The following is a 12959-nucleotide window of genomic DNA, read 5'->3' on the forward strand; positions in this document are numbered from 1 at the left end:
ATTCGATGCATGGAGCGCCCGATGGAAGGTTGCTCGGGAATAGCCAAATTGCACTGTGATCATTCCGCGTGACGCCCATAATCCCTACCGAGTCCGGACATAGAAACCGTTTGCCCGGACCACTGTTGGCGGAAAACAATCGCTGGACCGACCGTGCCCGGTCACGAAAGCGAACGGGAAATGGAGCGACCATTGGCCGGAAATGTGCCATCGAGCGCGGATGCGCGCGAGCCGCATAGGCCCGCAGGCCCGCCACCCAGCACCAGACAGTCGACACCAGACAGTCGACGCAGCCGTCGGTGAGGTCGCTGCGGTACTGGATCTCGCGCAGGCCGCGTCGGACCAAGTGGTTCAGTGTGTCGCCGTCGGCTCCGACGGGTCACAGATCCTCGGAGAACCGCTTCTCGACTTCCTGGCCGTAGAGCCTGTCGAATTGGATGTCGGCGGAGTTCGGCACTCTCCAGGAGAAGCCGGTGAGAGTCGTCAAAAGATCAGCCATCGGTTGGCTTATGTCCAGAGAAGTTATTTCATTGAGGTCGCCCTGAGGTGACTCCAGGAAAATGGGATCTTCTACCTCCCCCTCAAATCGGAAGACTACTCCTTCACCTGCCTTGCCCCATTTATACAGTCCGACATTCATTCCCAGAAGGCTGCCCTTAAATGCCGGTATTTTATGGTAATCTCCCTCGCGGAGCTCGGAACCGATGGCCTGGGAGACCTTTCCCCCAAGGCTCTCGAGTGAAGAGTCCGCCTCGCTTCGGACGCTGAAATGAAGAACTGTGAGCGCGGGCACGTGTGGCTTCCTCGTCTTGTCGTCACTGCGGTGGAACCTTGCGCAGTACCACATCTGAATCTCCGACGCGGGCAACGCCGGGCAGTGCTTTTATTAGCGCTTGCTTGATGTTCCGCGTAAGGATCACCAACTCTGGGGTGTCGCGTACGGACGGAAATACCTTGCCGGCCTGCACCCTGGTCGGGTTTGACCTTTCGATCCTTTCGAAATCCTCAGTGTGTATCACATACATGTCTACATCGAAGTCCTGCGGGTCGAACCTGACCTTACCCTTGTGCGGTCCCTTCCAGCGAGATTTTAGGCTGCCCCGGTACTGTATGGGCTCACCCTTGTAGTCGAATGTCGATATGACCTCTTCCACCTTGGCCTTCCGTTCTGCATGGACAGCCAGCCAGATCTCGCCACCCTTGGTTCGGACGGCTTTGTCGAACTCCTCCGCGCTGAGGTCCTGAATGCCCGTGGTGGCCGCCCACTTCTTGATGTCGTCCAGTAGTTGCTCCGCCTGAGTGATGAGCGGCCGTACGCGATCCGCCGCTCTCTTCTCCCCGGCTTTCCCCAGAGGTACGCCGTGCGCCTCCTTGGGGAAAGTATCCTCGTAGATCTTTTTGAAGCGCGAGACTGCGGGAGCCTGGAACTGGATTATTTTGGGCAGCAGTTCCATCTCGTACAGTTCCTTGACCGTGGGATCCTCGATCGAGCTCATGTAGTGCTTGAAATTGTCGATGCTGGTGTGGGCCTGTTGGAACTTCTTCGTCAGGGGGAGTTCCTGCGAAGCCATGGTGATGGCGAGATCAGTGCCGCTCGGCTTGAATGTCAGAGTGTGAGATTCGCCGGCCATCTGGAACGGGACGTGAACCGTGGGCCGCTTGACCCGCTGACCCGCAGTGTCCTGACGCTTTCCTGACTTGTTGTTCCCCGGGCCGTCGGCTCCCCTGGGCTTCCCGGGTTTCCTGGGTTTGCGTGTGTGTGGGGGCTGGCGACGTTTGGGCCTGCGGGTCGTTGCGCCGGTCTTCGGCTTGGACTTCTTCTCGCGCTTCTTCTTGGGTTTGGGTTTGATTTTGGCCCAGAGTTTTTTGATGAGGCCGGTGATTTTGTCGATGACCCAGTCGATGGCGCGGTTTACGGGTCGGGCGAGTTGCTGGAAGATCTGGCGGACTTTGCCGGCGATGCCGCCGATGCCGAGGATGGCTGCGAGGGCGCCGATGAGTACGGGGATGGCGCGGGCGAGGGCTTGTTCGACCATGGCGGGGACGCCGCTGGCGCCGCCGCGGGCGATGGCGATGACCGCGTCGAGGACGGCGTTGACGAAGTCGATGATCTGGCGTGCCTGGGTGACGATGAACCGGACGATGTCGATGATCATTTTGCAGGCGCGGATGAAGGCCGATGCTGGGTTGAGGAGGGAGAGGATCCAGGTGATGCCCGCGATGACGATGGTGGGCGTCAGGTATTTGATCAGCCGGTCGACAAGGTCCTTTTTCAGGTCGCCGACCCGGGTCTTGAGGTCGTCCCAGGCGCCGGCGACGCCCTGGCGTTTGACCGCGGAGACCAGCGGCACGGAGGTCTCGGCGGCGGTCACGGCCTTGTCGGGCACCTTGCGCGCGATGCGGGAGCGGATGTTTGCCCAGCTGATCCCGAGCAGGGAGGCGATCATGAGCAGGATCCCGCGGACGTCGAACTTGGCCGGGATCTGCACGCCTGCGGAGGAGCCGGTGCCCAGCAGCCAGGTGAGCGCGCCCTGCTGCATGTGTTTGTCGATGTTCTTCTTGAACAGTTCCAGTCCGCCGCCCACGGCGGTGACGAGCTTGCCGAGGAACCCGATCGGGTCGGTGAGGATCATCCCGATCGCCTGAACTGCCTTGCTCAACACGCCCATCAGCAGTTCTTTGAGCTCCATGATGGCCTTGATCGCGCCGGCGACCGCATCCTTGGCCTTGGACACCAGCCCCTTGTTCTTCTCCTTCTCCGCGGCGATTTCCTTGTCGACTTCCTGGACCGCTTCGGTGTACTTCGTGGCGAGGGTGTCGACGAGTTCGGTGCCCTTGTCGTTGACGGTGTCGCGCAGCTCGTCGAACTTGTCGGCGAACTCTCCGGCGGCCTGCCGGCCGATGGCCTGGAGGTCTTTGGGCAGCTTGTCCACTGCCGCCTTGAGCTCCTTCCGACCCTCGGCGATACGGTCCTTGGCCCGGCGCAGTTCACGTTCCACGGTGCCGGCGATGCCGGTGATCACCTGCCGCATCGCGGTGAGGTAGTTGGCCTTGGCCCGCTCGTAGATGCGGTTGGCTTCCTCGGGCAGGTCGGCGAACAGGTCCTTGACCCAGCGGCCCTTCCCCAAAACCCCGGAGTAGCGCCGGTCCTTGTAGTCCTCCATCCCCTGGGTGTGCTCGCGGGTGAACTTCTCGCGGGCCAGCTTCTCTTCCCGGGTGAAGTCGGAGTCGACCGTCGTGTCCAGGTCGGACAGGATCTTTTCGACGTCGGTTTTGGTCTTGTCGAAGACCTTCTGCAGCAGCGCGGTGACGGTGGTCCGCTTCTCCTCGTCGCTGCCCTTGGCCCTGGATTTGCCCGCCGCGACCTGCTGCCCGGCCGCGATCCGCGTACCGGCCATGGACGTCATTGCGGGTGGCCCGAGTGCGGCCGCGTTGTTCTTGACCGACTTGATTTCCTGAGCCTCGGCGCCGCGCAGCTTGGCGGGGGCTGTCGCCGAGTGCTCGTCCATCGTCTTCTTGTCGGCGAGTGCGGCCTTGAATGTCGGCTCATTGGAGCGGGCCAACTGTGGTTCGGTGACCTTCGCGTCGGCCATTTGCCGGTCGACCTGCTCGGGTCCGGCGGACATGTCGGTGGCCGAGGTGGGCAGTGTGTCGGGCACCGCCTGGTTCGCGTTGGGCCCGGCGGGTTTGCCCGGTGGCCGGTCGGGCTCCATCGCCACCACGGGCTTGGCGTCGGGCGCGGGCTGTGGCGGTTGTGCGGTGGTGTCGGCGATTTCCTGCGCCGAGGTTTGTTTGCCTTCGCCGACCTTGCCCTGGACCTCCTGCTTGACCTCCTCCGCCTTGCCCGAGTCACCGAACTTGTCGGCCTCGTCAAGGTTCTTGGGCGCACGGTCGGCGATCGCCTTCTCCACCGCCGCGACGAAGGCCTCTTTGTTGAACTCCTTGGGCTGAGCGGCATCCATGTCCTCGGCATGCGCCGCCTTGCCCCGCGCCTCCTGGTCATCGGCGGGCGGGACTGCCGCCGCCTGCGCCGCCACCGCCTCGGTCCGGGCGGGCGGATGAGTTGTGCCCACCACCCGCTTCTTGGTGGCCACATCCTTCTTCAACGCCTGAAACTTCGGATCAGCCCCGGGCGACCGGCGCGTAGCAGCCGCATCCGCCTTGCCCTTGCCCTTGCCCTTGGTCTTCTCGGGCTGCTGCTCGGCAGGTTGGTCCGCCCGGCCCTGCTTCTCGGGGGCCGGTGCGGTCGGCGCCTTTGCCTTGACCGCACCAGGCCGAGGCACCGCCGCTGTGGGTTTTTTCGCGCCAGGCGCCACCGGCCCCCGAGGTGCGGCGACGGCACCACTCGCGACCGCCGCGTTGCCTACCGTCCCCTGCCCGGCCAAGAACCCCTGCCCAGGTAACCCCGGCACACCCGGCGGCAGGCTGTTCAATGTCGCCGTTGTCGCGGCGTTTCCCACCAGGGGCAGCGTCACGCCCGCGCCGGCCGTACCCGGACGTGAGGTTCGCTCGCTGCCACGCCAGGTGTTGGCCTCGTCCAGCCGCCGCGTGTCCGTCGCCGGTAGCGCCATCGCCAGAGCCGAGGCGGATGACAGTGGCCTGGGGGCTTTCGCTGGCGGAGGCATCCGTCGCGTCCTCTGATCGTCAGGCGGGGCATGACGCGCTCCCGGCAGGTGACGCACCTACCATCGGGACTGAAACACGATGCCATCCGCCGCGTCAGAGCTCCGCGATCCCAGCGTCACGTCGGCGTCACGCTCGCGTCGACATACGTCCGGCAAGCGCGAGGAAGCGCACCCAACTCTCTGGCACAACACGGAGGACGGGACTCGCAGGCTCCTTGGAGTCGCGGACGGCGACGGTGCCGGGGACATTGAGGGCCACCTCGACGCACTCGCCAGCCGTGGCGCTGTAGCTCGACTTGCTGAATCGGAACGCTGTCATTCGCTCATTTCCTTCCGGACGCTGTCGATGAACTCCGCTGAGTCGTAGGGCGACAGGCTGGTCCTGGCCAGTTGGTCGAAGAGTGTCGCGTACACGGCGCTTTCCGTTGCGTTCTCGATCCAGATCGTGGACCGAAGGACGTCCATGTGCACGACATCCACCGCCCCGTCGTCCCCGAACGAGAGGATGTTGAAGGACCCACAGATGCACGGGTGACCTCCCGCCCTGAAAGGCAGCACCTGGATCTGAACATTGGGCAGTTCCGCCAGATGACACAGATGAGCGAGTTGTCGGCCCATCACACCCGGGCCGCCCATCATTTGCCGAAGTGCAGCTTCCCAGATTACGGCGTGAATCCGCAGGGGTTCGTCTTCATGCAGCCGCGCCTGCCGCTGTGCTCGTCCCGCGACGATGTCCTCGATCCGGTCGATGTTGTCCCAGGAGATGTCAGCCACCGCCATGGCGCGCGTATATTCGGGCGTCTGGAACAGGCCCGGGATGATCGCCAGTTGCCACTGCCTGACCTTGAGCGCCGCGTCCTCCACGGCGATGTATTCGACCTGCGTGGCAGGCATCTGGGTCTCGTTCCACCAGCCCTTCACCTTGCGCCGTTCCCGGTCCGCCTTCGCCAGGTCCAGCATCTGACCGACGACATTGGCATCGTCCACTCCATAGAACTGACACAGAGCCTTGATGTCCGGATCCCGCATGGGAACCCAGCCACGCTCCATCTTGACGACCTTCGTCGCCGTCGCGCTCAGCGTCTCCGCAGCCTGTTGCTGCGTCTTACCGGCCGCGACGCGCAAACGCTGCAGTTCGCCGCCCAACCTGCGACCAAGCACCGTGGAAGCTCGGTTGCCTCCCTCGTGCGCTCCTGACGTCCGCATAACCACCTCCTGCTGACCGACGAACAGTGTTGCAGGATTCCGCCCTTATCAGAGGCCACGTCACACTATTGGGGAACATATTCCTCAGACGACTTGCTCTCGGAGTGGGCAACTGCTTACGTTCGGTAGCGAACCGCTCGCACCGTGGCACCTGTTGGTGGAAGTGCGCTGCCTCGTCCTGCCCCGGTCGGGCGCGGCATGCCACCGCCATTGACGCCTCGCCCGTGCGGGAAACCGACCCGCACGAGGAGGTGCGTGTCCATGTCCGAACACGACAGCGACGCCAAGTACGACGTAGTCAGCTACACCCCATACCTGCAGAACATCCCCCTGGCCCGCAGGCGTGTCGTCCAACTCGTCACCGACTGGGGGCATCCTGAACTCGCCGGTGACGCGGCCCTGCTGACGAGCGAGCTGTGCACCAACGCGCTCTTGCACGGATGCCTCCGCGAACGGCTCTTCCGGGTCGAGACGTTCCTTACCGAGGCCGTGTTCCGCGTGGCGGTGACCGACCCGAAGGGCGAGCGCGTTCCCGAGCCCAGGGCGGCCACATCCGGTGATCAGTTCGGGCGTGGGCTGCTCATCGTGGAGGCGCTGGCGGCGCGTTGGGCTGTGGACACCCTTGCCGTGGGCAAGACCGTCTGGGCCGAGTTGACGGTACCGCCTCGCAGACCACGGAAGCCGGAGTAAGAACGTCGTCTACTGCCGTACGACAGGGAGCCCCGGCGTACGGAAGGCGCGGCGCGCGGAGTCCACCGCGAACACCTCGCAACCCTCCCGCGCGGCGGCCCACTCGACACCCTCCGCGCCCATCGCGAACGCCGCCGTCGCCGTCGCGTCCGCCTCGGTCAGCGTCGGTGCCACCACGGTCACACTCAGCAGCCCGCTCGCCGGACGGCCGGTGCGCCCGTCGACGATGTGGTCACCCCGCTCGTACCGCGCCGATGTCGCCACCGCGCTGTCGGAGACGTCCAGCACCACACACAGCTGGTCGGCCTGCTCAGGGTGGCGCACGCCAACGCGCCACGGCCCGCCGCCCGTCGCCACGTCACCACCGGCGTTGAGGCAGAACTTCGCCGTCCCCTCCGCCGTCAGCCGCTCCGCCGCCCGCTGCACCGACCATCCCTTGACCACCGCGCACGGATCGAGGCCGCGGCCCGGCAGCCGCGCCTGGAAGGCACCACGGCTCGCGAGCCGGTAGTGCTCGCACAGGTCGAGAACCTCGACCAGGTCCGGGCTGAGCTCGTGGGGTTCGAGTTCGGCCCGGTCCAGCCGAGACACCTCGCTGTCGGAGCGGAAGGGGCTGAATCGCTCGTCCACCTCGCGCAGCCACGCGAAGACACGGTCCGCCGCGGCGTCCGCGGCGATGTCCCCGTCGTCTATCAGGACCGAGACAGGGAAGCCCATGATGTGCTCGACGCGCCGCACCTCACTAGCCCTTCGCGTCGATGGCGGCCTGGAGGGACTCGACGTATCCCTCGCTGGTGATGGTGGCGCCGGACACCGCGTCGATGTCGGCGCTCTGTGCCGTGAGCGTCTCCTCGATCAGTGTCGGCACGGCGGCTGTGGTTTGCGGGTGGTTCGGCTGCTTGAGCATGCGTACGGAGCTGATCTTGGCGTCCTCGAAGGTCACCTCGGCCTGCACGGCGCCCTTCTCGGTGTCGACCGTCGAACCCGCGACGACCTGGGTCGAGGCACCCGACGAGGACGAGGAAGGCGTCGAGGCGGGTGCGGCAACCTCCGTGGTGGACGTCGTGTCGTGCGACGGTGCGTAGCGCCACACCGGGATCAGTCCCGCGACGGTCAGGACCAGAACAGGCAGTACTCGTTTCATCGTGTCTCTCTCATCCCGCCAGGCTGAAGCGTTCGAAGTGGATCTGCGGCTTTGGCACCCTCAGCTCGCGCAGGCTGCCGAGTACCGCATTCGTCATGCCGGGCGGTCCGCACACGAACACGTCCCGGTCGGCGATGTCCGGCACCAGTCGCGTGAGTTCGAGCGGCGCCAGCTTGTCGGGGGTGGCCGGTCCCGTCACCAGGTGCAGCTCCGCATGCTTGGCGTAGGCGAGTTCCTGCAGCTCCTCGTAGAGGACCGCGTCCCGCTCCGAGGCCACCCGGTAGATGAGCACCACGTGCCCGTGCACTTCCTCCAGCAGGGCCCGGATCGGGGTGATGCCGACGCCGCCGGCGATGAGCACAGCCTCGGGGCGGGTGCGGTGCAGGGTGGTGAAGGCGCCGTAGGGCCCCTCGGCGAAGACCCGCGTGCCCACCTTCAGGTGCCGCAGGGCCGCGGTGCCGTCGCCCGCCGTCTTCACGGTGAGCCGGAGCGTACGGCCGTCCGGCGCGGCCGACAGCGAGAACGGGTTGGCCTGCCACCAGCGGTCCCGGGTCAAGAACCGCCACAGAAAGAACTGGCCGGCCCGCGCGGGCAGCCGGTCCATCGACTCCGGTCCCGGTATTCCGGCCGCCGACCAGGGCCGGATCTTCGACCGTTTCTACCGGGTCGACAAGGCCCGCAGTCGCGACCGCGGCGGCAGCGGCCTGGGTCTGGCGGTGGTGCAGTCACTGGTGGCGGCCCACGACGGCACGATCGAGCTGACCAGTCGGCCCGGCTCGACAACCTTCACCATCAGCATCCCGCTGAGCCGGGGAGCCCGGACGGACCGGGAGGGGGTTCCCTTGGAGCTGCTCCGTGCTAACGTCGCCCGCATCGATCAACAGGAAACCTGATGATTTAGAACGGAGCCGCGTGTCCATTCTGGCCCGGCCGGCGGTGGCTTCCCTCGTCGCCAAGACGATGCAACGTGCTGTCCTGGCGGCCCAACGAGGCACTGGACGTGGCAGCAAGGCTTCTTCGCTCGACCGCTTTCCGGAGTTTCCGCGGAACGCGCGCGAGCTGACGGTACCGACCTCGGTCGCCCCGGCCAGGGTCGTGGTCCATATGCCCGCCGCCGATACCGGGGGCCAACCTCCGCCGGTCCACGTCGACTTCCACGGCGGCGGCTACGTCATGCCACTGACGGAGATGGACGACCCGATCTGCCGGTATCTCGCCGCGGAGGCGGGCGTGGCCGTGATCAACGTCGACTATGCCCTCGCCCCGCAACACCGGTTCCCCGCCCCACCCCACCAGGCCTTCGAGGTCGTCCGGTGGATCGCCTCGCACGGCGCCGAGCACGGCTGGGACGGCAGTCGGCTTTCCGTGGGCGGTCAGAGCGCCGGAGGCGGTCTCGCCGCAGCCGTGGCGCGCCAGTCCCTGGAGCAGGGCGGACCGCTGATCGGCCTCCAGGTCCTGCACTACCCCCCGCTCGACCTCGCGACAAACGCCAAGGACAAACGCGCCGCCATCCCCAAGCCGATGCTGCGCCCATGGATGGCAGAGGTCTTCGACAGCGCATACGTGCCGGACCCGCGGGAGCGTGCCGACCGCCTGGTCTCGCCCGGTAACCCGGCGGACGTCGCGGATCTCAAGGGAATCGCCCCGGCTCTGGTCATCACGGCGGAGTTCGACCTCCTCAAGGCGGAAGGAACGCGCTACGCCGAGCGCCTGCGCCAGGCCGGCGCGCTGGTCGAGCACTACGACGTACCCCAAGCCGACCACGGGTACGACGGCAAGGACGCCGAGAAGGCCCGGCAGGTCTATGCCCTCATCGCGCGCCATGTGAAGCGGGCCGCGGAGCCAAACCCCGCCCCGCCGGCCAAACACTGACGCCACTCTCGGCGATCAGGCTTGCCGGTGACCGGGTTCCAGGTTACGAGGTCCCCGGACTCGTGCAGGTACACGCATCCCACATCCGGGCCCTGATCGGTCTGGGTCCGGTAGACGACGAACTTCTCGGCGTCCCGCGCGATGGCGATCGGGGCCGCGACGTTCAACAGGTCGTAGCGCATGAGCGTGCCCCCGGCGCGCGTGTAGCACACCCTTCCCACCCCGGCCATCTGACCGGTATCGGCGCAGGCCAGGTCGTTGAGGGGTCCGAACAAGGGGACACTCCAGCGTCCGTGGACCCAGCAGCTGAAGCGGTACTGTCCGGCGATCTCCACCTGGATGGTGACGATCTAGCCGCTCTGGACGCCGGTGATCAGCGGGGTCCAGCCGTTGTAGGGCAGGTACAGGTGGCTCATCGGCTGCCGTCCGGCTCCGGCGTAGTAGCCGATGGCCTTGGGGATGGCCTGCCAGGAATAGCGGGCTACGCCGTTCTCGGTAGGTCCGACGAGCCGCAGCGCTTGCAGCGCTCCCGCGCCGGTGGCGTATTCGAGGATTCCACGTACTGGGATCCTTCGTGGACACTGGCGCCGGGAGCGGTGATGACGGCATCGCTGCAGGACATGGCGAAGTCCTTCGCGGCAATCGGCGAGGGGAAGTTGCTGACACCGGAGTCACACAAAGTGCAGATTGCACCCGTCTCCAGAATCTCGCCGAATACTTCCTTCGCCTTGGGACTGGCCGTGCAGAACACCTGGATCCTGCAGAATCCGTCATTCGCCGGCTATGAGGGGACCGTCGCCTATCTGCCGTCCAAGAAGATCGCGATCGCTACGGTGGCGACCCAGGGGCCCGGCAGCACCACCCCGAATGCCAGCACCAACGTCTTGGTGTCGATCGCCAACCACCTGGCTCCGGACCGGCCTCTGTCCGTGCTCTGACGACAGGGGGTAGCCGTGCCGATCGTGTTGACGCACACGGCGCACTGTTGCCTGTAGTCAGCAGCCAGCTAGCTTCGAAGCCGCCTTCAGCCCAGGAACTCCGCAACAGTCCCAACGAACTGGTCCGCGTCATCGAGCCACGGAAAGTGGCCCGCGCCCGGCTGAACGACGAGCGTGGCGTTCGGAAACAACTCCGCGTACTCAGCGACCACAGGGGCGCACGAATTCAGGTCCACCTCGCCCGCGACCAGCAGGGCGGGTGCTGTGAAGCCGCCCAGCGCGGCGCGAGTGGCGTCCGGGTCGAAGGCGCCCTCGGCACCGAAGACTGCTGCGGCTTCCTGGTTCTGCTGTCGGCCCTCGGCAGCCTTGTGGGCCTGCGCGGCAGCGTCCCAACGGCCGTAGAAGAACGGCGCGATGGCCTGCCAGCTGTCGTCCGTGGCCTGGCCGGACGTGATGGCTTCCAGGGCTGCGAAGGCGTCTGCGAACCACGGTTCGTCCTTGCGTAGTCGCGCGGTCTCCCGCCGGGTCTCGCCGGTCGTCTCGATGGCGACGGCACTGGGGCTCGGCGTGATCAGCACCAGCTTGTCGACACGCTCCGGGCGTTGGGCCACGTACTGCACCGCAATGTTCGTGCCGGCGGAGTGCCCCAGCAGGTCCATCCTGCCGAGGCCGAGGTGCTCACGCAGAGCCTCTACATCGTCGACGAGCCGGTCGCAGCGGTAGGAAGCCGCGTCTTGTGGGGTGGCGGACCGGCCGGTGCCCCGAAGGTCCAGCAGAATCAGCTGCCGATGGGCTGACAGGCCGCCCAGTTCCCCGAGGTAGACGGAATCCTGCAGGGGGCCGCCCGGCAGGCAGATCAGCGGTGCACCGTCCCCGAACACGTGGTAAGCGAGGTCTGTTCCATCGTGCGCGGAGAAGATAGGCATGGCCGCGATATTTTCAGCGCGGCTCGAACCGGAGCAACCGAATAACCGACTGTCCGACGCCGATACCAGGCCACCACTGGGTGCGGTCAGGGAGCGGTTGGTGTGTCGGAACGCTGAGCGTGGTCCGGGCCTTCGCGCCCGTCCTGGCCGCCAACGGCGGCGGAGCGATCCTCAACGTCCTGTCGGCGATGTCGTGCGAACGGCTGTCGCTGCTGGTCGGCGGCCTGCCCGTGACCACGTTCCACACGGTCTGAAACAGACATCCTGCCGTCACATACCACCCGGGCAGATCCCAACGTCGTTACGGGACAGCACCGCGCGCAGAGAGGCGAGTTGCTGGTCGAGGGGGAGTCGGCTGATCATCCGCCCTGCCTACCACAGCTCGCCCCGGGTCGGACCGGACCCGCCTCGCCAACCGAAAGTACTGCTGACATGCGACCTGCACTGTTCACCGTCGACCTGCCCGGCCCGGGAAACACACATGATCTTGACGATCGACGGAAGCCTGTCAGGGAGACTGCACCAGAGCGGCCAGCGGAACCTTTGCCGCGTCTGTTGCGGGACGTGACAGGTACAGCGTGGTGTGGAAGTAGCCCTGGGTCTCCTTGCCGAGCGGGTCCTCGCCCGCCGAGGTCACCGCGTCGACGGCGTACTGCTGCTCCTGCTCGCTGGTGAAACGGCGTTGCGGGAAGGTGTCGGCGGCTTTCTCGGTGCTCAGGCCGTACGACTCCAGGCATTCGGCAATGGGGCGGTAGGAGCCGGTGCGCAGCACGAACGCGGCGACCCACACCGGGCCGTGGGCGCAGTTCAGGAGCGGCTGGAAGGTGCGGGGGGACAGGAAGCTGGCTCCGCCGGTGATGGTGATCAGGCGGGTTGGGCGTGCGGCGCGGAGCAGGGCTGGGGTGGCAGGCGCGGCCTCCAGGTTCTCGGCGAATGCCTCGTCCAGCAGGCCGACGGCGTGTGCGTAGGAGACGGCGTGGGGCGCGACGTCGAGTCCGATGACGCGGGCCGGATCGGGGCGCCGATGGGCTGCGTAATAGGCCCGGTCCCATTCGATCAGCTCGGCGGTGGTCAGCGCGGTGGCCTGCGGCGAGGTGTAGTGGGCATACAGGTCGTTCCAGGTGAGTTCATGGTTGAGGAGGGCGGCGTTGATGCCGTACGAGCAGCAGATGTCCAGCACCGTGGCCGGATCTGCGGCGCGGTGTGTGGGCTCGCAGGCTGTGAGCATGCGCCGGAAGATGCCCTGAGCATGGTGAGGGGTCTGGTATTCCCAGGGCCCCAGTGCATGGAAGTACGCCCGCGGGTCCGGCTGGTTGTAGGTGTCGTCGAACCGGGTCCTGCCCCCTGAGCCCTTCGACTGTGCGTGGTCCATCACACGTTCCCTCTCGCGCCGATTCCGGAACCGCCCTGCGACCAGCTGAACACGCCGACTGCTCTTTGCAGAGGCTGTTGTGCATGGAGACGCTTGGGGGAATACCGGGGTGACGTTCTGGCCACGCCCGTGCAGGCACGGTGTGTTCCTGTCGCCGCCGATGTGCCGTGGAGGGGGTGGCGTTCG

General features: G+C 66.2%; 11 protein-coding genes and 4 pseudogenes. 5 read left to right on the forward strand and 10 right to left on the reverse strand.

What is annotated here, in order from left to right:
- Positions 1-379: 379 nt before the first annotated feature.
- The 4 genes from ACIHCQ_RS34390 to ACIHCQ_RS34405 all read right to left on the reverse strand — a co-directional run bounded on the left by ACIHCQ_RS34390 (position 380) and on the right by ACIHCQ_RS34405 (position 5771).
- Complete coding sequence (locus tag ACIHCQ_RS34390; RefSeq protein ID WP_399671520.1) at positions 380-793, reverse strand: hypothetical protein; 414 nt, start codon at positions 791-793, stop codon at positions 380-382.
- Positions 794-815: 22 nt separating this feature from the next.
- Positions 816-4571, reverse strand: coding sequence for an HPC2 multi-domain protein (locus tag ACIHCQ_RS34395; RefSeq protein ID WP_399671523.1), 3756 nt, complete (start codon positions 4569-4571; stop codon positions 816-818).
- A 181-nt stretch (positions 4572-4752) separates the two neighbouring features.
- Positions 4753-4944: a DUF397 domain-containing protein gene (locus tag ACIHCQ_RS34400; RefSeq protein WP_399671526.1), complete on the reverse strand. Its 192-nt coding sequence runs from the start codon at positions 4942-4944 to the stop codon at positions 4753-4755.
- On the reverse strand, positions 4941-5771 hold the full coding sequence (locus ACIHCQ_RS34405) for a helix-turn-helix domain-containing protein (protein WP_399671528.1): 831 nt from the start codon (positions 5769-5771) through the stop codon (positions 4941-4943). The genes ACIHCQ_RS34400 and ACIHCQ_RS34405 overlap by 4 nt, the downstream gene beginning before the upstream one ends.
- A gap of 321 nt (positions 5772-6092) precedes the next feature.
- Between ACIHCQ_RS34405 and ACIHCQ_RS34410 the strand changes: the two genes are divergently transcribed.
- A complete protein-coding gene (locus tag ACIHCQ_RS34410) occupies positions 6093-6521 on the forward strand; it encodes an ATP-binding protein (RefSeq protein WP_399671531.1) in 429 nt (142 codons plus the stop codon).
- Between the two features lie 9 nt (positions 6522-6530).
- Here ACIHCQ_RS34410 and ACIHCQ_RS34415 read toward each other — a convergent pair whose 3' ends face one another.
- The 3 genes and pseudogenes from ACIHCQ_RS34415 to ACIHCQ_RS34425 all read right to left on the reverse strand — a co-directional run.
- Positions 6531-7259 (reverse strand): FAD:protein FMN transferase, encoded by a 729-nt coding sequence (locus ACIHCQ_RS34415; protein ID WP_399671534.1) that lies wholly within the window; start codon positions 7257-7259, stop codon positions 6531-6533.
- A gap of 4 nt (positions 7260-7263) precedes the next feature.
- Positions 7264-7665 (reverse strand): FMN-binding protein, encoded by a 402-nt coding sequence (locus ACIHCQ_RS34420; protein WP_399671537.1) that lies wholly within the window; start codon positions 7663-7665, stop codon positions 7264-7266.
- A 10-nt stretch (positions 7666-7675) separates the two neighbouring features.
- Positions 7676-8269, reverse strand: a pseudogene (locus ACIHCQ_RS34425) (oxidoreductase); the annotation flags it as partial.
- Between ACIHCQ_RS34425 and ACIHCQ_RS34430 the strand changes: the two are divergent.
- The 3 genes and pseudogenes from ACIHCQ_RS34430 to ACIHCQ_RS34440 form a co-directional block, all read left to right on the forward strand.
- A pseudogene (locus ACIHCQ_RS34430) lies at positions 8262-8558 on the forward strand (sensor histidine kinase); the annotation flags it as partial. The pseudogenes ACIHCQ_RS34425 and ACIHCQ_RS34430 overlap by 8 nt on opposite strands.
- 19 nt (positions 8559-8577) lie before the next feature.
- On the forward strand, positions 8578-9537 hold the full coding sequence (locus ACIHCQ_RS34435; RefSeq protein ID WP_399671540.1) for an alpha/beta hydrolase: 960 nt from the start codon (positions 8578-8580) through the stop codon (positions 9535-9537).
- A 599-nt stretch (positions 9538-10136) separates the two neighbouring features.
- Positions 10137-10475, forward strand: a complete 339-nt coding sequence (locus ACIHCQ_RS34440) for a hypothetical protein (RefSeq protein WP_399671543.1) — start codon at positions 10137-10139, stop codon at positions 10473-10475.
- A gap of 86 nt (positions 10476-10561) precedes the next feature.
- Here the strand turns inward: ACIHCQ_RS34440 and ACIHCQ_RS34445 are convergent, their stop codons facing one another.
- Entirely contained in the window at positions 10562-11401 is an 840-nt protein-coding gene (locus ACIHCQ_RS34445) for an alpha/beta fold hydrolase (RefSeq protein WP_399671546.1), read from the reverse strand.
- A gap of 107 nt (positions 11402-11508) precedes the next feature.
- Here ACIHCQ_RS34445 and ACIHCQ_RS34450 point away from each other — a divergent pair.
- Positions 11509-11595, forward strand: a pseudogene (locus ACIHCQ_RS34450) (short-chain dehydrogenase); the annotation flags it as partial.
- On the opposite strand, the pseudogene ACIHCQ_RS34455 reads toward ACIHCQ_RS34450, so the two are convergent.
- A pseudogene (locus tag ACIHCQ_RS34455) lies at positions 11589-11764 on the reverse strand (nucleotidyltransferase family protein); the annotation flags it as partial. The pseudogenes ACIHCQ_RS34450 and ACIHCQ_RS34455 sit on opposite strands and share 7 nt — an antisense overlap.
- A gap of 145 nt (positions 11765-11909) precedes the next feature.
- Positions 11910-12773, reverse strand: coding sequence for a hypothetical protein (locus tag ACIHCQ_RS34460; protein WP_399671549.1), 864 nt, complete (start codon positions 12771-12773; stop codon positions 11910-11912).
- Positions 12774-12959 lie beyond the last annotated feature (186 nt).

The sequence above is a fragment of the Streptomyces sp. NPDC052236 genome, from assembly GCF_044548015.1.
Classification (GTDB): Bacteria; Actinomycetota; Actinomycetes; order Streptomycetales; family Streptomycetaceae; genus Streptomyces.